This window comes from Sinorhizobium kostiense (assembly GCF_017874595.1).
GTDB lineage: Bacteria > Pseudomonadota > Alphaproteobacteria > Rhizobiales > Rhizobiaceae > Sinorhizobium > Sinorhizobium kostiense.
This window is the reverse complement of record NZ_JAGILA010000013.1, coordinates 19,870-38,516: the sequence shown is the minus strand read 5'-3', so window position 1 is coordinate 38,516 and position 18,647 is coordinate 19,870. Positions and strand designations below refer to the sequence as shown.

Genomic DNA, 18,647 nt, shown 5'->3' with positions numbered 1-18,647 from the left:
TCCCTGTTATGTAGAGATCTACATAACAGGGATGACCGACCATTTGATGGCAGTGGTCCGCCCATGGTCGTCTACCGCTTTGAGGACAAGCGGCCTCTGCTTGCCGCTTACTTTTATCTGGCTATCGGCGGCCGACGGCACGGTGGTGATCACGCCCGCGCAGCTCGGCTATTTGCTCGAAGGCATCGACGGGCGAATGCCGCAAAAAGCTGGCGTCCGAGCTCGGCGGGATGAGAAAATCCACTGGCATGGCGGGAGCGAATATGATTCCCTCCCGCCATGACCGATGCGGCCGATCAGCTTCCCGACGACCTTGCCAGCGCGCATGCGATGATCCTCGCCGAGCGCGTGGCCCGCCGTGAAGCCGAGGCGCTCGCCGCCCGCGCCCAGGCCGTGAACTCGCATTCGGATGCGCTGACTGCCCGGCTGAGGCTAGAGATCGAGAAATTGAAGCGCGACATTCATGGCCGCCGCTCGGAGCGCAAGGCCCGGCTTCTCGGACAGATGGAGCTGCAGCTCGATGAACTGGACGCGGACGCCGGCGAAAACGAAGTGACCGCAGAGATGGCGGCACACTCCTCGGCGGCCCCGGCGTTCGAGCGCAAGCCGTTTCCCGAGCATCTGCCGCGCGAGCGCGTCGTCATCGCCGCGCCTTCGAACTGCCCGTGCTGCGGCTCGGCCAAAGCCCCGATGCCTTGTAACGAGGCGGTAGAGGCCGAGGTGTCAAGCGGAGGGAAGATTTGACCCCATTTTAGCGAAACGAAACCCGTATCTCCACCCGCCGCGGCGGGAGGAGATACGGGCGCGCTTTCGATCCAGTCGCCATTGAGTATGATCTGTCCGGCTATTGCCCAGCGCCTCGCGACCTCCTGCCCGGACCAGCCCATCCTGCGCACCGTCTTCGATCGCTTTCCGCAGCTCGCGATTAAACGACGGGCGCTGAAGGCGACCTAAACCTGCAAATTCCCATTCCTCACGACGGAACTGCTGGCGCCCAACGAGACTCGTGAGAAGAACACCCAACGGCGACCATGTTGCCACCTCGGCCCGCCAAAAGCTCGTTGCTGTGCATCAAGGCGGCTAATTCGGTCATCGTCTTCCGGTTGTGCTATTGCAGCCGGTCAACTTCTTACCGGAGGGATAGGCACTATTCGGAGGAAGAGGAATGGCGCTAGCCGAAGAAGCAGCATCACGTTCGGCCTTGGGGGATATCGGTTGCGAAATACCGCGTGTGGGCAACATCCAGAATGCGATTGACCAAGCTCGATAAGCTGTGTCCGGCGGTCCTCGCAGCCACGCCGTACGACGAGCCTGTTGTGAGTAGCGGACCGGCGTTGATCTCCAGGACAAAAGGCTGGTCGAAGCGGTCGATCCGGAAGTCGACGCGGGCATAATCCCGCCCATGGCAGGCGCGGAATGTCGCAATCGAAATATCCCGCAGGATTGTCGCAAGCCTGCTCCCGATCTGTGCCGGGCAAATCTTCGACGGCGCCGCAGCCGCCACGTATTTCGCCTCCCAGGTCATAAGACGCGTTGCGCGATCGCCGAAGTCTTGCTCCACAAGAGGCAACACCTCGAGATCTCCGTTTCCAAGCAGCGGAACGCTGACTTCCCGCCCTTCGATGTACTCTTCCACCAGCGCCTCCTGCCCATACTGCTCGACAATCACTTCGACGGCCTGCTTTAGCTCATCAGGTTCATGTACTAGCTGCAATCCAATGCTGTCATCTTCGCGAGGCGGCTTCACTACTAGCGGGAATCGCAAGTCGCCGGTATTCTCGGTGCCGCGATGCATCACGCGAAAGTTTGGGGTAGGCAAGCCGTGACCACGGATGAGCCTCTTGGTGATCACCTTTTCGTGCGCTAACGCATACCCGAGCGGGCCTGGTCCGGTATATGGGACGCCTGCCATCTCGAGCATGGCCGGAACGTGGGTGAGACGGCTCTCACCCTGAATTCCGTTCGCCAAGTTGAAGACGATTCCCGAAGGGCGGGCTTCCATATCTGGCGGCATGAACTGCTCGAGCGCAGCGAGCAATCCTTTATCCCCTTCACACAGCAGCACCTCGTGGCCGCCCTCTTGTAGCGCCGCCACGACACCTTCGCTGGGGTCCTGCGGCCAGTCATAAGGCTCCGCTGGCCGCGGATAAGGCTGACCGAACCGATTTATCACGCCCGTAGCATCTTTGTTCCTAACTACAGCTACTCGCATGAGCTACTCCTTTATGTTTGTTCATGGGCACAGTAATTCGCTCGGACTTGGGTCGACCCCAATACTAGTTGTACTTACCCCGACAAGCGCGAGCGCTAATGACCAGCGGCGAGCTGGCACGAATAGCGTCGCCAGCACTTTGTGCTGCCGCGGAGTCAACCTAGCGCTGGTATGGGTCCTGCTATCCCAGGCGGCGGCGGTCCACCGCTTGTGCGTCTCACAGGAAGAAAAGCCAGCATGCCAACTGACGCTTAAGCAACTCGTCCCCCCAACCACCGGCCCTCCCAAAGGGCATAGTGCCCACGCTGTACCGCCAGTAACGCGAGCCAATCGGCGCGGCTTTCGCGGGCAGAAGGTGACACCCCTCGCTGCGCCGCTCCAAACGCCACGGAAACCAAAGCCGGGGTGCGAGTGACAGCGGCACCCGCGACGGAGCAGGTAAAGGTGGTCCGGGGTGTGTCGATCGGCCTGGTTTGTTCGAGCGAGTATCATATGGTCCTTGGCTGAAGATAACGCGTCGGTCATGGTGGGATGTGCATCTTGGCAGTACACATGCATTTAGCATGCCACCAGAGATGTTGTGAGCAGGAGCGACAAAAGTCCGGGGTTTCGCGCCTTACCAGCGTGACATTAGCGCGAGGGGTGTCCGGTTCAGAACACAGACGTCCTCAACCGGACATCGATAAATCGAAAAAGCATGGAGCCAGTGAGGGGGGTTCACTTGCCGGTAACCTTAAGAATGCCGTGGAAATGAATTTCAGTTGGATGCTCCGACACCTACTCTGAGGAGGACGACTGCGTTTGAGACAGTAATTTGGGTGGCCGTCTCTGATCCGAGTGGATCTGCCCTCTCCAGGATCGGCTCGTCAAGGAACTGCGGCTGCGCGGGATCGCCACGATCGCGCGGCCATAAGCTATGCGCCGGAGCTCATGGCGGACTTCAATCGTCGCTTTGGCAAGGCGCCCCGCGATCCGAAGGACATGCACCGGCCGTTTGCCGCGCATGAGAACCTCGAGGGCGCGCCATATGCTGCAAGAGGTCCGCACGCCGTCACAGGCGCTGATGCTGCACTATCACAAGGTGCAATTCATCCTCGATCCGACCGATCTCGCCAGCAAGAAGGTCATTGTCTGCGACTATCCCGACGGTCGCCTCGATGTCACCCATGAGGGGACGTCCCTGCCCTACGACACGCTGCGCTCGGTGCACCGCTCCGAGATGCTGGAGAACAAGCGCCTCGACGACATGCTGCGACTGGGGGCCGAGATGCAGGCCGGGCGAGAGCAACAGCGCAGCAAAAGCGGGCCGCGTCGCACCGGCCAGACGGACCATATGGAATATGGGATCGCCATCCGGCCGGTCTCCCGGCGCGCGCGATCTGGGCGATGATGACAAGGAATGAGGAATATCGAGATGTTCCTGTTTCGGCCTAACGCCGAAACTAAGCATTTTCGATGATGTGCGGAGGACTTTGGACAGTGAGGACAACGGATCGACAAGATCGAGGTCCGGAAAACCAGGCACTCCCAGAGGGCTTCGCGCCCGCGACATTGATATGGACCCGACCTTCGCACGCCATAAAGGCCCGCGGCAAATAGAAAGCCGCTTCAATAGAGGCCTGACACATGACCGTACCCGATCTCACGTTCAAACTATCCGAAAAGCCCTTGCATCGCCTGGGGTATCCACATATAGGAGTGCGATCTCATTCAGTTTCGCAAGAAGTTCGGCGAGGCCAACGTGACCTCACTGGTCGAGCGGGTCAGCCGCTTTGCGGTCTTCCTGCGCAACAACGACAATCGAAGCCGATCGTGGACGGGCTGATTGAGGATCCCTACCCCGCGCCGCTCGAAGCTCCATCACCTTCGACCGGGCACTGAGTTCAGCGAATGACCCTATCTGCAGGCTGGCGTCGGAACGCAGACATGGTTCTGAGGCCCGCAGTCGCCCTGGCAGAAAGGCACGGTCGAGAACACCAATGGCCGGGTCGCAAAAGGCTTTCGAGAGAGGTGGACCCCCTGTCGATCAGCGACGGCGAGCTGAAGGACATTTGCGACCGGCTCAACTCGGCGCCGCGGAAGTGCTTGGGCTATCGAACGCCCGCGGAAGTCTTGCGCAAGAAACTACTCGCGCAAACGCGGCATGTCGGCTAGCGTCACATGTGCAAGTCGCAGTTCGGCATGAACTCACACGGCATTTTAGAGATGCGACAGTGTTCGCCTCTCGTGACGCTCTTGCTCTCAACCACGCTTCACGGCGCCAGTCTTCCTTCCAAACGTTGACGTTTGACCAGCATCATGTCCCAGAAGGAATTGCATCGTCTTGAACTCATCCCGCAGATTCGCAGCCGCAGCCGGGCGGCCGAGTTGCTCGGGCTTCAGTCGCATTCAGGTGCATCGGCTGTTGCAGGCCCATGACCGACCGTCGCGCCGAGGAAGCGCTACCCACCAGCTGGAGTGAGCATGCTGGTAGCGCAAGGTTGGCCCCTGCAATGTGTTCACAGGGGCCGGCGGTCATCTATTTACTCATTAGGCATAACTGACGAGCTTCCAGGTGACAGCCTTCCCGCTATACGGAGGCATACGGTTGCCCTTCGCGATAGGAGCGGTGGTTGTCGGCAAGCCGATCACCTTCCAGACTCCACTCTCGGGGCAAATTTCGGCAGTTCGGGCCGTCGTTCCAATAGGCTTGTTCATTGCATTCACTCCCGCGACTGGTTGATGAAACTGCCTTAGGAGTAGAATCCAATGCTCTGTGGACCGGGTAAAACTCCGAGAGGCCGATCAGTCTGACGGCGTCGCGAGCCAACCAGACCAACCGAGAGGCAGGGCCGTTGGCGCGGCCTCACCTAGTACTGATATAAAGTCCCGCTGTCAGAGAGGCTGCCGTGTTTGCAGGCGGCTCGTGTTTTTGCCTCCGCTGCCGCAGGCTTCTCTTGAGGGAGCCAAGACCCGTCCGCGCCTTACTCTCGTGTTATCGCCGAGCCGGCGGTTTTCGGCATGACCTCAGTTTCCTGCCAGTGCGCCTTGCTGGCATTGCGGTTTCAGCTCAGCAGACTTGATGCGGGGCATTGCGTACGAGCAGTGCGTAAATCAGTGTGAAGAGCCGACGAGCGGTGTCTTTGTCGATAAGCACTTTGCTTGAGAGACGCTCCCTCAGAAGTTCGGCGGCCTCGTTATGAATGCCGCGTCGGCCCATATCGATGGCTTCCAGCCGTTCAGGTCCGGGACGGCACATGGCCTCGAAATAGCCTTCGCAGACGCGGGTGTAGTCTCTGAGCAATCGGCGGAACGGCGCGATCGATAGATAGTGACTGACGACGTATTTGCCCTCATCATCGGCAATATGCAGCGCGAGGCGTCCGTCCGCGGTTTCGATCCTTAGACGGTACGGCCCACCCTCGTGACCGACTGGGATGAAGGAGTTGCTTTCTAAAAGGTCGATAATGGCGAGCGCCTGTTCGCGCTCAATTCGAGCATCTCGACCGCTGAAGGAGTGGTCAAGCGCGACATCGCAAAGGCGGTGCTCGGCGGCCATGACACTGCCTCCCCTCACACCGCTTCCACGCACATGGCGACACCCATGCCGCCGCCGATGCAGAGGGTCGCAAGGCCCTTGGAGACGCCGCGCCGCTTCATCTCGAAGAGCAGCGTGTTGAGGACGCGGGCACCCGATGCGCCGATCGGATGGCCGATGGCGATCGCCCCGCCATTGACGTTGACGATCGACGGATCCCAACCGAGATCCTTGTTGACCGCGCAAGCCTGTGCCGCGAATGCTTCGTTCGCTTCCACGAGCTCGAGGTTGCCGATCGACCAGCCGGCCTTTTCGAGCGCCTTGCGGGAGGCCGGGATCGGACCCGTACCCATGATCTGCCGGTCGACGCCGGCGGTCGCCCAGGAGACGATGCGGGCGAGCGGTTGAATGCCGCGCCTGCCGGCCTCTGCTTCGCTCATCAGCAGCGTCGCGGCGCCGCCGTCGTTAATGCCGGAGGCATTGCCGGCGGTCACCGTTCCTTCCTTGTCGAAGGCCGGGCGCAGCTTCGCCATGGAATCGAGCGTGGCGCCGTGACGGATATATTCGTCCTGGTCGACGGTAACGTCGCCCTTACGCGTCTTGACGATGAAGGGCACGATCTCGTCGGCGAACTTACCGGCCTTCTGCGCCGCTTCCGCCTTGTTCTGGGAGCGGAGCGCGAACTCGTCCTGCTCCTCGCGGGTAAGCTGCCACTTGCGCGCGACGTTTTCGGCGGTGGTCCCCATGTGATAGCCGTAGAAGGCGTCGGTGAGGCCGTCCTTGATCATCGTGTCGATCAGCTTGTAGTCGCCCATCTTCACGCCGGCGCGCAAGTGCGCGCAATGCGGCGCCATCGACATCGACTCCATGCCGCCGGCCACGATGATGTTGGCGTCGCCGGTCGTGATCTGCTGCATGCCGAGTGCCACCGCTCTAAGGCCGGAGCCGCAAAGCTGGTTCATGCCCCAGGCGGTCTTCTCCTGCGGAATGCCGGCCTTGATCGCCGCCTGGCGCGCCGGGTTCTGCCCTTCGCCCGCCGGCAGCACCTGGCCGAGGATCACCTCGTCCACCTCTCCCGCCTCGACGCCCGCCCGTTCGAGCACCGCCTTGATGACCGTTGCGCCGAGCTCATGCGCGGGCGTGCTGGCGAAAGCGCCGTTGAAGGAACCGACGGCCGTACGGGCCGCACTGGCGATGACGATGGAGGGAGTGCTCATGGTGGTCTCCTTTATGGTCCTGCGAAGTCAGAAGCGTGCCGTCTGCAGCGGCTCAGCAAAGAACTGTCGACGTTAGTTGACGATTGTCGCCTCGGTGGCGCTGCGGATCTCGCCGTCGGTAACGCCCTCGGCAAGCTCGACCAGCTTCAGTCCGCCATCGACGACGTCGAGCACACCGAGATTGGTGATGATCCGATCGACGACGCCCTGTCCGGTCAGGGGCAGAGTGCATGCCTTCAGCACCTTGGACTCACCGGCCTTGTTGGTGTGATCCATGACAACGACCACGCGCTTGACGCCTGCAACCAGGTCCATGGCGCCACCCATGCCCTTGACCAGCTTGCCGGGGATCATCCAGTTGGCGAGGTCGCCGTTCTCGGCCACTTCCATGGCGCCAAGGATAGCCATAGCGATCTTGCCGCCGCGGATCATGGCGAAGCTCTGCGCCGAGTCGAAGAAAGCGGAATGCGGCAGCTCCGTCACCGTCTGCTTGCCGGCGTTGATGAGATCCGCATCGATCTGGTCTTCGGTCGGAAAGGGGCCGATACCAAGCAGACCATTCTCCGACTGCAACGTCACAAGGACGCCGTCTGGGATGTAATTGGCCACCAGCGTTGGAATGCCGATACCGAGATTGACATAGGTGCCGTCTTCAAGTTCGCGGGCAGCCCGTGCTGCCATCTGCTTTCTGTCCCAAGCCATCTCTTCCCCCTGCCCTCAGGCCGCCGCGCACGTCGTGCGCTGTTCGATGCGCTTCTCGTGCACGCCTTGGATGAGGCGATGCACGTAGATCCCCGGCAGGTGGATCTGATCGGGATCGAGGCTGCCGACCGGTACGATCTCCTCGACTTCCGCTACGCAGATCTTGCCGCAGGTCGCGGCCGGCGGGTTGAAGTTGCGAGCTGTCTTGCGGAAGACGAGATTGCCCGACGTGTCGGCCTTCCAGGCCTTGACAATCGACAGGTCCGCGATGATGCCTGTCTCGAGAATATAGGTCTCGCCGTTGAAGGTCTTCGTCTCCTTGCCCTCGGCAACGACGGTGCCGACACCGGTTTTGGTGTAGAAGCCGGCAATGCCGGCGCCGCCGGCGCGCATGCGCTCGGCAAGCGTTCCCTGCGGGTTGAACTCAAGCTCAAGCTCGCCGCTCAGGTACTGGCGCATGAACTCTGCGTTCTCTCCCACATAGGACGAGATCATCTTCCTGATCTGCTTCGTCTTCAGCAGCACGCCGAGGCCGAAGTCGTCGACGCCGCAATTGTTCGACGCGATTGTTAGATCCTTGGTACCCGCCTCCCGGACCGCGCTGATCAGCAACTCCGGAATTCCACAGAGTCCGAACCCACCAGCAGCGATGAACATTCCGTCAAACAACAAGCCATTCAGTGCACCACCGGCGTCATCAAAGACTTTATTCAACTCACTCCTCCAACGGTTCGGTACTGTGATATCGGGTACACTTTGCCGTTCAGCTTTGGAGCTTGGGCGACAGAATGCAGCCGCGCACGCCATAACCCCGGATTGGCAAGATCTACGGCGTCACTGGTTAGCGCGACGCCAACAAAAATTCCGCGGAGCATTGCGTGACTTCCTTTTCCGGCCGCTATGCGCGGGCTGGTTTCATGCCAACGGAGCGCCCCGCCGCATCAGGAACTGGGAGGGCAGAATGACCTTCAATGAGCGGCTTAAGCTTCCCTATGATCTCAGGCAGAGGCGGGACCGCGCGTTTCTCCTTCGAAGAAACATGCAACATCATGCTTTCATAAGTCGACAAGAGCGTGTTGTCGGACGTCCGGTACAACGACATAAAGCTATGAATCGTCTTGCCGTCAGAAGGAAGCAGTTGCGCCTTTACGTACAGCGCGTCACCCAGCTTTGCCTCAGCAAGTAGCCGAATATGGCTCTCGACCGTGTAGTAGCTATGGCCGCCGTTCACATAATTCATGTCGACGCCAATCTGCTGAAAGAGCGCTTCGGTGGCGTCGGCAAAGCACTGCGTGTACCGGTATTCGGTCATGTGCCCATTGTAGTCAATCCAGGCAGCCGGAACCTTCAAGTCCAGAAGCCTTAATGTCTGGTCGCCTGTCGCCATCTGTGTTTTCGAAGCGATTCTCCAAAGACGGGCTTCGAAGTCGGCTAGAAGTTTCCCGGCACCCCAGCCCCGCCCCTCGTCCCCAACTTTTAGGGCCTGCATAATACCGACCAGGTTCTGGTCGCGGATTTTCTCGAGCTGCCGAATGCCACGCTGCCCTGACTGGGCGTCAGACTGGCTCGCCACCTTGTCAACTAGGTCGGTGTCGAGGTCAACGACGTTCGTAAGCTTCGTCCATGGCCACTGGAGGCAGGGACCATACTTGGAGAGATAATCGCGCATTCCGGCTTCGCCGCCAGCAACGCGGTAGGTCTCGAAAAGGCCCATCTGCGCCCAACGGAGACCGAACGAGTATCGAATGACATTGTCGAGAGTTTCGGTGTCGCAGATGTCATCCTTGATGAGCCACAGAGCTTCACGCCACAGAGCTTCCATGAGACGATCAGCTACGAAAGCATCAATCTCCTTGCTAATGATCAATCCGGTCATGCCGATGGTGACCAAGCGAGCCTTCGCATCTTCCAGCGCCGCTCTAGCCGTCTGCTTACCACCAACCAGTTCAACCAATGGGAGCAAATATACAGGGTTGAATGGATGTGCGACGAACATCCTCTCTGGACGTTTCATGTCTTTCTGAAGATCGGTCGCCATCAGGCCAGAGGTGGAAGATCCAACCAATGCCTTAGGATCGGCGGCGACGTCTATCTGAGCTAGCACGCTGCGTTTCAAATCCAGCCGCTCGGGCACGCTTTCCTGGATCCAGTCTACGTCTTGAACCGCCTCCTCGAGAGAGGTGCAGAATGTCAGAACTCCGCGTTTTGGAAGCGGCGCGCTGGTCAACATCGTGTAGGCGTATTCCGCATTAGCAATTACTTCCGAAATGAGCCGCTGAGCTTGGGGATGAGGATCATAGACGTTGACGTCGATGCCAGCGAGAAGGAAGCGGGCGACCCAGCCGCCGCCGATGACACCGCCGCCAATGCTAGCCGCCTTTGCAATTTGAGACACAGGTGTCTCTCCTTCTCAGTATGTTGCGTGGTCGTCTTGAACAGTCGGGACAGCACAGCTCGGAGCTCTGTTGTCCTGTTTTTTCAGTCAACCGTCTTATCGCTTTGTTAGCTTGAGCTTGCGCCGAACTTCCTCCGGACCGATAATCCTGGCCCCCATGTTTCCGACCACATTGGCGGCCCTCTCGACCAACTGGGCGTTCGTTGCGAACTGACCCTTTCCAATGTAAAGGTTGTCTTCAAGACCTACGCGCACATTGCCGCCCGCCAGAACAGCTGCCGCGGGGTAGGCTAATGCGTCGCGGCCGATAGCGAACGCGGAGAAAGTCCAATTCGACGGAATCGTATTCACCATGGCCATGAAGGTGTTGAGGTCATTGGGAGCACCCCATGGGATACCCATGCAAAGCTGAACCAAAACCGGGTCCTCGATGAGACCTTCCTCGACGAGTTGCTTAGCGAACCACAAGTGTCCGGTATCAAAAACTTCGATTTCAGGCCGAACGCCGAAGTCGGTCATCATCTTGGCCATTGCACGCAGTGTTGATGGCGGATTGGCCATCACATAATCCCCGAGGTTGAAGTTCATTGTACCATTATCAAGCGTACAAATCTCTGGAGCACACTCGAGAATGTGAGCAAACCTTTCGGAGGCGCCAACGAAGTCACTGTTCGGAGCGACTGGAAATGGCTGTTCGACACTACCGAAAATCAGGTCGCCACCCATGCCAGCGGTGATATTCAATACGACGTCTGTGTCCGCCTGTCGTATGCGATCGGTAACTTCCTTGTACAGATCGTTTCGGCGAGACGGCGCCCCCGTTTCCGGATCGCGAACATGAATGTGGACGACTGCAGCACCTGCCTTGGCAGCTTCGATGGAGGCCGCCGCGATTTCTTCCGGCGAACGGGGCACGTGGCGGGACTTCGATGCAGTATCAGCCGCGCCGGTCACAGCACAAGTGATAAAAACCTCACGGTTCATGGATAGGGTCATTGATCTTCTCCTTAGCTAAATACGGGTAGCGGTCGACAAATGCTCTGAATTACGCCGTTTACCTTCGGCTAGAGCGTTTGGATTGCTAGAATTCGGTAGCTGTTGTTTGGCCGTCGATCGCTATGGATTGTCCCGAAATAATCCGAGCTTGAGGACTGCAAAGGTACGCAATCATACCTGCGATCTCGCTGACGCTTACGAGCCTGCGCATGGACGTTTGATCGAGGACTGCTTGCCTTATCTGCTCTACTGACAACCCAAACGATTGCGCTGCCATAACATTCACGCGCTCCGCTCGAGGGGAGTCAACGTTTCCGGGGCATATCGCGTTGACATTGATGTTGTGCGGGCCGAGCTCCCTGGCCATTACCTCTGTAAGCCCGATAACGCCATATTTTGCTGTGCAGTAAGGGATGCGCTTAGCGAAAGGCAGAAGACCTGCGACAGAAGAGATATTAACGACAGATCCGCCTCCAGCTTCCTTAATGCGGGGTACTGCGGACCTCGCGCAAAAAAATGATCCATCCAGATTAACGGCGAGAGTAGCTCGCCATTCTTCATCGCTGACGGCCTCCAGCGGCTTCGATGGACCTGAGGTGCCAGCGTTGTTGATCAAAATGTCGAGTCCACCCAGTTGGCGATCGACTTCCACGAAGAGTTCAGCCACCGCTTCGGACTTCGAAACATCCGTGCTGACTGCAAATATGCCTGTGGTTGCCCGAACACTTCTAATCGCTTCCTCGTCAATATCGCAGACGAGCACTTTTGCGCCCTCGGCAATAAAATGTTCCGCTACCGCCCTACCAATTCCGGCAGCACCGGCGGTGATCAAAACCCGCTTATTTGCTAACCCCAGATCCATCAACCTATCCCTTCGAGTACAAAAGGCGTTCACGAAGCAGCGCTTCTTCAAACGTCAGTTCCAGGCAAGGTGAAAGCTTGCTTAGCCAGGATACAAAGACCGATCCGACCGAGTACGCCTCACACATTGAAGATAGAATGACCATTATATAAAGATGCCTGGCTAGTCAATGGCGATATCTGCGCGCATTGATGAATTTTCACGCTGTTGGGCTGGAGCTGAGGGCTAGAAAGCCTTGTCTCGCAAAGTGCTTAAATCTTTGAAAGTAGCGACGGTTTGCAAGCGGCAACGCCCGAATCACATGCACTGGACGATGACGCGCAGCAGAGTGAAGACTGCTTTGACCAGCCGGAGGCTCTCTCTGCGAAATGGGATTTTCACGTAATGGACATTATTAAAAGCTTGACATGTCGCTCGGGGGCAATTACGACGACGATGGCCGCAGGGCGTGTCGGACAGGTTCGGAGGAGAGCCCTTTCCGGACGCAAAAACTGCGCAGAAGATAAGCCATGGCGGAAGTAGGCTTACGTTCAAGTCGCTAAACTAGAGGGAGGAGTGACTCATGAAAAATATCCTGGACCCCGTGAGCCGGCGGAATTTTCTAAAGGCCGGCGCCGCGCTCGGCGGTGGCATCGTCGCTGCCGGCATGCCGCTGTCGCAAGCCATTTGGGCAGCCGAGGGTAAGGTGCTCAAAGCGCGTTCCGCGATTAACTACTTGACGTTCGACCCCGGGTTCTATGCTTTAAACCACGAAGTAGATGTGATGAACTGCATCTATTCGAAGCTTACGCGCTACAAGCCGGGTTCCCACTGGGAGTGGGAACTAGAGGCGGCAGAGAAGATCGAGCAGCTCGACCCCACCCATATCCGCTTCCGCCTGAGGAAAGGCATAAAGTTCACTGGCGGCCATGGTGAGCTCACTGCAAAGGATGTCAAATTCTCGTTCGAGCGCGTGATCAAGCATAATTCTCCAGTGAAAGTCGACTGGGGTTCTCTCGACCATGTTGATATCGAAGATGACTATACCGGCGTGATCGTGCTGAAGACACCGTTTGTGCCGCTTTGGTTGATCTCACTCCCCTCTGCCGTTGGGCATATCGTTTCCGAAGAGGCGGTGATGAAGGCAACAAAGGACGGGGGAACCTTTGGCATGAAACCGCCGGCTTTCTCAGGCCCGTATGCAATCGCAGACTGGAAGCCGAACCAGTATGTGGTCCTGACACGCAATCCGGAGTGGTCCGGTCCAAAGCCAGGCTTTGACGAAATCCGCATCTTGCCGATCGGCGACACCAAGGCGGCGGAACGCGCATATTTGGCGGGCGATATTGATTATTCTGTTATCAGTATGGATTCAGTTGCAACTTTCAAGGACAATCCGCCCGCCGACACGAAGGTCGAGGAATACCAATCGCTCAATTTCAGCTGGATCGGTATGAACGTGGATCACCCAAAGCTGAAGGACATTAATGTCCGGAAGGCGATCCAGTGGGCGATCAATGTGTCGCAGATCCTCGATGCCGCTTATTCTGGTCAAGCAGCCCCAGCGACCGGGATTATTCCTCCTGGTGTTATCGGGCATCGCGACAAGTCGCTTGTGCCCCCGGAAGGCGATATTGAGAAGGCCAAGGAGTTTCTAGAGAAAGCCGGGGTGTCAGATCTGGCCCTTACGATCGACTGCCTCAACGATAGTACGTCCTCGACTATTGCGCAGACAGTTCAGGCGCAATTATCTCAGGTCGGCATTTCCCTCGAGATCAATTCCCAGGATGGCGGCTCGTTCTGGACAGTGGGGATGGAATCGGAAGGCGAGCGCTGGAAAGATCTGCAGCTCATCCTGCTCCCATACGCCTCATTGCCAGACCCGTATTATCCCACCTCCTGGTTTGTGCAAGCTCAAGTCGGTCAGGCTACAAATTGGGAGCGCTTCCGCAGCGAACGATATGATCAGTTGGCCGCGGAGGGGGCAATAACGGAAGACCCGAATGCTCGGGCGACACTGTATCAGGAAATGCAGGATCTCATGGAGGATTCCGGCGCCTATCGGTTCTTGACCCATGTGGGAGAGCCGATTGTGTATCGGACCAGAAAAATCCAGACCGCCACCCGCCCGGACGGGTACCCACTGTACCTCGACTTCAAGGCCATTTGAAGAGGCCGGGAGAATGTGGCTTTACCTTCTCAAGAGGCTTGCCCTCGCGATCGCAATTATTGCGATCGCGGTGACTCTTCTGTTCCTAATGATCAGAGCAGTACCCGGCGACCCTGCAGCGATTCTGCTGGGACCACGGGCAACTCCCGAAATGAAAGCGCAACTTCATCATCAGATGGGGCTCGACAAGCCGCTTGTCGTTCAGATCACTACGTTCTTCGGCGGGCTGCTCCGCGGGGACCTCGGTTTCGACGTATTCGGCCAGAAACCTGTAGCCGACATTGTGTTCGAGCAATTGCCATATACGATCGAACTGGTTTTGTTCTCGATCTTCTGGGCGGTCGTCGTGGCGGTGCCGCTCGGCTGCTACTCGGCGATGCGACGCAACTCGTTGGTCGACCAGGTCGTCGGCGTCGTGGCGGTCGCCACGCTCGCCATTCCTTCGTTCGTGATGGCGGTCTACGCGCTATTGTTTTTTGCCGTGACTTTGCGTTGGTTGCCAGCGATCGGAGCCGGCGATGGATTCTGGGACGGACTTGTCCATCTCATCCTCCCTGGTTTTGCCATAGGCATTGGCTGGGTGGGCTACATTTCTCGGCTAGTGCGCGCATCGATGCTGGAGGTTTTAGGGGAAAATCACATACGCATGGCCCGCGCCTTTGGGATTTCGGAATGGCGCATCGTCGCGCGTTACGCGATGCCGCTCGCCATTCTGCCAACCGTGACCATACTCGGCGTAGGGATAGCGTGGCTGCTTTCGTCGGCGGTATTTATCGAGGTAGTCTTCGCGAGACCCGGGATCGGAGCGTTAATCGTGAACGCGGTCACCGCGCGGAACTATCCGGTAGTGATGGGTGCCGTCCTTGTCACCACCATCCTTATCGTTGCCGCTACGACGCTCTCCGATTTGATAAACGCATTCCTCGATCCGCGAACCAGGGAAAAGCTCTGACATGGCGAGCGTTGAAACCACCCGTCCGGAGACCAATGTCGCCATTGGCCCGGGATTGCAGCAATTTCGTAAAAACCGCCTGGGCATGCTCGGAGCAGCGCTTGTTACACTCATTACCGCAATCGCGATCTTCGCTCCGTTAATGATAATGCATGACCCGGTGCGGATTATGGTTGGGCCGCGTCTCGCAGATCCTTCGCTGCATTATCTGCTGGGCACGGATCAACTTGGCCGCGACACTTTTTCTCGCATCATCATGGGCAGTCGCATCCCGCTACTAGTTGCGTTTGTCTCCTTGGGCAGTTCACTGGCGGTCGGCCTGGTACTTGGTTTGATTGCGGGGTTCGGCCCACGCTGGCTAGACAATTTGCTTGTCCTATTTTTCGATACTATCCGGTCATTTCCGGGTATCATTTTCGCGCTGGCTATGGTCGCGCTGTTAGGACCTAGTTTGGCGAGCGTCATTCTGGTCATCGCAATTACTTCCATGCCCATTTATGCGCGTGTGGTGCGGACCCAAACGGAGGCGCTGCGCAGCAGCGAGTACGTCGCAGCAGAGCGCAGCATGGGCGCCGGGACGACTCGCATTCTCGCCGTGCACGTGCTCCCAAATGTCATCGGTCCGCTTCTAATTCTCGTAAGCATGGACGTTCCGGCCGTCATCGCCGTAGAAGCGGGTCTCAGCTTTCTCGGCATGGGCGTGCGCCCACCAACGCCCGATTGGGGAGCCATCCTCAACGATGGTTTTAACTATATCGATAAGGCGCCTTGGCTGGTTATCGCCGGGGGCATTCCGATCGTCCTCGCAACGCTAGGCTTCACCTTCCTGGGTGAGGCGTTGCGCGAAATATTCGATCCCAAGCTACGGAAAGACCTATGAGACACGAGGATCCGACATCACATTCGTCCGCCCCTTCCCCGCCGCTGCTTGAGATTCGTGGGCTCGATCTAGACTTTGGCACGCCGCGTGGCCGGGTTCACGCGCTCCGAAACATTTCGCTCAATGTTCCGGCCGCACAGGTGGTTGGCATTGTAGGCGAGAGTGGATCGGGGAAATCGACGCTTGCATACACAGTGATGGGGCTGCTTCCGCAAAATGCAGTGGTGACAGCCGGGAATATTCTGTTCGAAGGTCGAGACCTGCTGGAAATGCCCTCTCAGACGCGTCGAAACCTGCTCGGCAATCGTCTTTCTATGATCTTCCAGGACCCGATGACCGCCCTTAATCCCGTGCGGACCATCGAGGGGCAGATGATTGATATTCAGCACCACGAAAAAATAAGCCGCAGCGAAAAACGCTCTCTTGCCATCCAAATGCTTCATCGAGTCGGAATTCCCGATCCGCAAAGCCGCATGGGAGGCTATCCGCATCACTTCTCCGGCGGCATGCGTCAGCGCATCTGTATCGCCATGGCACTTCTGGTGAAGCCTGCGCTCCTCATCGCCGACGAGCCGACCACTGCGCTTGATGCAACGCTAGAAGTGCAGATCATTCATCTTCTGAAGGATTTGCAAAAGGAAATCGGTTGCTCGGTCCTTTTTGTGTCCCATCATCTCGGCGCGGTCGCTGAGTTGTGCGACCGAGTCGCGGTGATGTATGCGGGCGAAGTAGTCGAGCAGGGGGGCGTAAGGGACATTTTCCACAATCCTGCTCACCCCTACACGCGCGCGCTGCTTGAGTGCGACCCGGGGCGAATTAGACAGAAAACACGCACTTTGCCAACTATTCGCGGCGAGGTGCCAAATCTCCTCGGCTCAAAAGAAGGATGCATCTTCCAACCGCGATGCCCGCAGGCGTTTGGCCGTTGTACGCAAGACACCCCGATTGAGTATCGCATCGGCGTGGAGCAAGCAGCGCGATGCCATTTGCTTAATGAGAAGGGTTTAGTTTCGAGATGAGTGGGCTTCTTCGTGTTCAGGATCTTTCCGTCCGTTTCCGCACCATGGGTTCGCTGAAGGCGCTCGCAACTGGGACAAAAGATCCTTACATCGATGCAGCATGCGGTGTGTCCTTCGACATCCGGAAGGGCGAGACACTCGCCCTTGTCGGGGAAAGTGGCTCGGGTAAATCCACCATCGCGCGCACAGTAATCGGGCTGCAGCGGGCAACGAGCGGCAGCATCATCTTTGACGGACAGGAAATTGGGGCACTCAGCGGGTCTGAACGCAAGCCGTACCTGCGCCGAATGGCCATGATGTTCCAGGATCCGATTGCCTCACTTTCCCCGAGGCTGACGGTGCGATCGCTATTGGGGGAGCCTTTCCGGATCCACGGGTTACGTGATATCGACGCGGCAGCCGAAGCCGCGCGCCTGCTGCGTATGGTTGGCTTGCCGGAGGATTTCGCTTGTCGCTATCCCCATCAACTTTCCGGAGGCCAAGCTAGACGCGTTGGTATCGCGCGTGCTCTTGCGCTGAATCCGGACTTGCTGATTGCCGACGAGCCGACCGCGGGCCTGGACGTCTCTGTGCAGGGAGAGGTGCTTAATCTCCTCGCGCGGCTTCAGAACGAGCTAGGCATGGCGATCCTGATTATCACACACAATCTCAACGTTGTGCGCCACATGACCGACCGCATGGCAATCATGTACCTCGGCCGGTTTATCGAGGTCGGCTCGACCGAGCTGATCTTTGAGCACCCGCGTCACCCCTACACCCAAGCACTGCTTGCGGCCAATCCAGATCCCGATCCGGATGCGGTTCTTAATAGGATCGAGCTCAAGGGTGAGGTGCCGAGCCTGATGAGGCGGCCAACTGGCTGCGAGTTCCACACCCGCTGTCGTTACGCGCAGGACATCTGCAGGCGCGTCTTCCCTGATCATTCAACAAGCTCGGATCATACGGAGCACAGCTTCAGATGCCATTTCCCCGCGTGATTAAAGTGAGGCCCAGTGAATACATAGAGCCGCATGATCCCGGTTGGGCGACGCTCGTGTGCGCGGGCAAAGCGACCCCGCGGAATCGATGCGTCGGCCCCGAAGCGCGCGACGAAGTGGATCCGTGCAAAACCGTCCTTATCGAGTTCTACGAAGACGCCGCATTCGCCGCGCACACGCAGGTTTGGCGGCAATTCCTTGCATGAGTGTCGCAGCTAGCGAAGCCGCTCGGTTTCAAGAGAAGCAACCCGTAACTCACAAGTTACCGCTTCGGTACCGCCGCTTCTTTTCTGTCGCGCCCGCGGTGGGGGGACTAAGGTCCCTCGGCAGGGCTACAATATGGAATTGGAATAGGATTGTGCGGAATTATTCTCCATGGGATGACCCGCGATGCATGGGATCGGGACCGCTTCACAGGCGACCCGTCTCCAGGAGCCGCAGCGACGGTTGCCGCCGCCATCGTTCCGATGCATATACCAGCAACCCTAGCGGTTCAATTTGCTTGTCAACATTCTGGTGCGGCTCGTCGTGCTCCTCCCGTCCGGCGGAAGCGTTTCGGGTGGCCCGAACCGTCCTGATCAATCGTTTCCTCTCGCTCGAGACTTTGTCCTTTGGCAAACCGTGCGATGTGGCCGTCGCACTTGCCGTCTCTTTCCGGTCGCCATCCGTCGACCCATACGTCATCGTCCAGGCGAACTCTCTCTGTGTGATGGAACTATCACGGCCCGCCGACACTCTGCGGCTCTGTGGCCGGCGTATTCGCCGACCC

13 protein-coding genes and 4 pseudogenes are annotated in these 18,647 nt (G+C 58.2%); 9 read left to right on the top strand and 8 right to left on the bottom strand.

The window, feature by feature from the left end:
• Together J2Z31_RS28925 and J2Z31_RS28920 are read left to right on the top strand one after the other, a co-directional pair.
• Nucleotides 1-283 (top strand): annotated as a pseudogene (locus tag J2Z31_RS28925) (hypothetical protein); the annotation flags it as partial.
• Nucleotides 280-684 (top strand): annotated as a pseudogene (locus J2Z31_RS28920) (IS66 family transposase); the annotation flags it as partial. The pseudogenes J2Z31_RS28925 and J2Z31_RS28920, both read left to right, overlap by 4 nt.
• A gap of 505 nt (nucleotides 685-1,189) precedes the next feature.
• On the opposite strand, the gene J2Z31_RS28915 reads toward J2Z31_RS28920, so the two are convergent.
• Nucleotides 1,190-2,212, bottom strand: a complete 1,023-nt coding sequence (locus tag J2Z31_RS28915) for a D-alanine--D-alanine ligase family protein (protein ID WP_209607182.1) — start codon at nucleotides 2,210-2,212, stop codon at nucleotides 1,190-1,192.
• An 850-nt stretch (nucleotides 2,213-3,062) separates the two neighbouring features.
• Here J2Z31_RS28915 and J2Z31_RS28910 point away from each other — a divergent pair.
• Both J2Z31_RS28910 and J2Z31_RS29565 read left to right on the top strand, forming a co-directional pair.
• Nucleotides 3,063-3,560: pseudogene (locus J2Z31_RS28910) on the top strand (ISNCY family transposase); the annotation flags it as partial.
• Between the two features lie 348 nt (nucleotides 3,561-3,908).
• A pseudogene (locus J2Z31_RS29565) lies at nucleotides 3,909-4,366 on the top strand (IS30 family transposase); the annotation flags it as partial.
• An 895-nt stretch (nucleotides 4,367-5,261) separates the two neighbouring features.
• On the opposite strand, the gene J2Z31_RS28905 reads toward J2Z31_RS29565, so the two are convergent.
• The 7 genes from J2Z31_RS28905 to J2Z31_RS28875 form a co-directional block, all read right to left on the bottom strand.
• The gene (locus J2Z31_RS28905; RefSeq protein ID WP_209607180.1) at nucleotides 5,262-5,750 is read right to left on the bottom strand and encodes a UPF0262 family protein; all 489 of its coding nucleotides are present in this window, start codon (nucleotides 5,748-5,750) and stop codon (nucleotides 5,262-5,264) included.
• Between the two features lie 14 nt (nucleotides 5,751-5,764).
• Nucleotides 5,765-6,946 carry an acetyl-CoA C-acetyltransferase gene (locus tag J2Z31_RS28900; RefSeq protein WP_209607178.1) on the bottom strand — a complete coding sequence of 394 codons (1,182 nt, stop codon included), beginning with the start codon at nucleotides 6,944-6,946 and terminating at the stop codon, nucleotides 5,765-5,767.
• Nucleotides 6,947-7,018: 72 nt separating this feature from the next.
• The gene (locus J2Z31_RS28895) at nucleotides 7,019-7,648 is read right to left on the bottom strand and encodes a 3-oxoacid CoA-transferase subunit B (protein ID WP_209607175.1); all 630 of its coding nucleotides are present in this window, start codon (nucleotides 7,646-7,648) and stop codon (nucleotides 7,019-7,021) included.
• Between the two features lie 15 nt (nucleotides 7,649-7,663).
• Nucleotides 7,664-8,362, bottom strand: a complete 699-nt coding sequence (locus tag J2Z31_RS28890) for a CoA transferase subunit A (RefSeq protein ID WP_209607173.1) — start codon at nucleotides 8,360-8,362, stop codon at nucleotides 7,664-7,666.
• Nucleotides 8,363-8,546: 184 nt separating this feature from the next.
• Nucleotides 8,547-10,043, bottom strand: coding sequence for a carnitine 3-dehydrogenase (locus J2Z31_RS28885; RefSeq protein ID WP_209607171.1), 1,497 nt, complete (start codon nucleotides 10,041-10,043; stop codon nucleotides 8,547-8,549).
• A 96-nt stretch (nucleotides 10,044-10,139) separates the two neighbouring features.
• Nucleotides 10,140-11,039 (bottom strand): BKACE family enzyme, encoded by a 900-nt coding sequence (locus J2Z31_RS28880; RefSeq protein ID WP_209607169.1) that lies wholly within the window; start codon nucleotides 11,037-11,039, stop codon nucleotides 10,140-10,142.
• Between the two features lie 85 nt (nucleotides 11,040-11,124).
• On the bottom strand, nucleotides 11,125-11,901 hold the full coding sequence (locus tag J2Z31_RS28875) for an SDR family NAD(P)-dependent oxidoreductase (RefSeq protein WP_209607166.1): 777 nt from the start codon (nucleotides 11,899-11,901) through the stop codon (nucleotides 11,125-11,127).
• Nucleotides 11,902-12,463: 562 nt separating this feature from the next.
• Between J2Z31_RS28875 and J2Z31_RS28870 the strand changes: the two genes are divergently transcribed.
• From J2Z31_RS28870 to J2Z31_RS28850, 5 genes are read left to right on the top strand one after another with little or no spacing between them, the layout of a single operon-like run.
• Nucleotides 12,464-14,050: an ABC transporter substrate-binding protein gene (locus J2Z31_RS28870; protein ID WP_209607164.1), complete on the top strand. Its 1,587-nt coding sequence runs from the start codon at nucleotides 12,464-12,466 to the stop codon at nucleotides 14,048-14,050.
• 13 nt (nucleotides 14,051-14,063) lie between these two features.
• Nucleotides 14,064-15,002 carry an ABC transporter permease gene (locus J2Z31_RS28865; protein WP_209607162.1) on the top strand — a complete coding sequence of 313 codons (939 nt, stop codon included), beginning with the start codon at nucleotides 14,064-14,066 and terminating at the stop codon, nucleotides 15,000-15,002.
• Between the two features lies 1 nt (nucleotide 15,003).
• Nucleotides 15,004-15,882: an ABC transporter permease gene (locus tag J2Z31_RS28860; RefSeq protein ID WP_209607161.1), complete on the top strand. Its 879-nt coding sequence runs from the start codon at nucleotides 15,004-15,006 to the stop codon at nucleotides 15,880-15,882.
• Nucleotides 15,879-16,901: an ABC transporter ATP-binding protein gene (locus tag J2Z31_RS28855; protein WP_209607159.1), complete on the top strand. Its 1,023-nt coding sequence runs from the start codon at nucleotides 15,879-15,881 to the stop codon at nucleotides 16,899-16,901. The genes J2Z31_RS28860 and J2Z31_RS28855 overlap by 4 nt, the downstream gene beginning before the upstream one ends.
• Nucleotides 16,898-17,878, top strand: a complete 981-nt coding sequence (locus J2Z31_RS28850) for an ABC transporter ATP-binding protein (RefSeq protein ID WP_209607157.1) — start codon at nucleotides 16,898-16,900, stop codon at nucleotides 17,876-17,878. The genes J2Z31_RS28855 and J2Z31_RS28850 overlap by 4 nt, the downstream gene beginning before the upstream one ends.
• The last annotated feature ends 769 nt before the right edge of the window (nucleotides 17,879-18,647 follow it).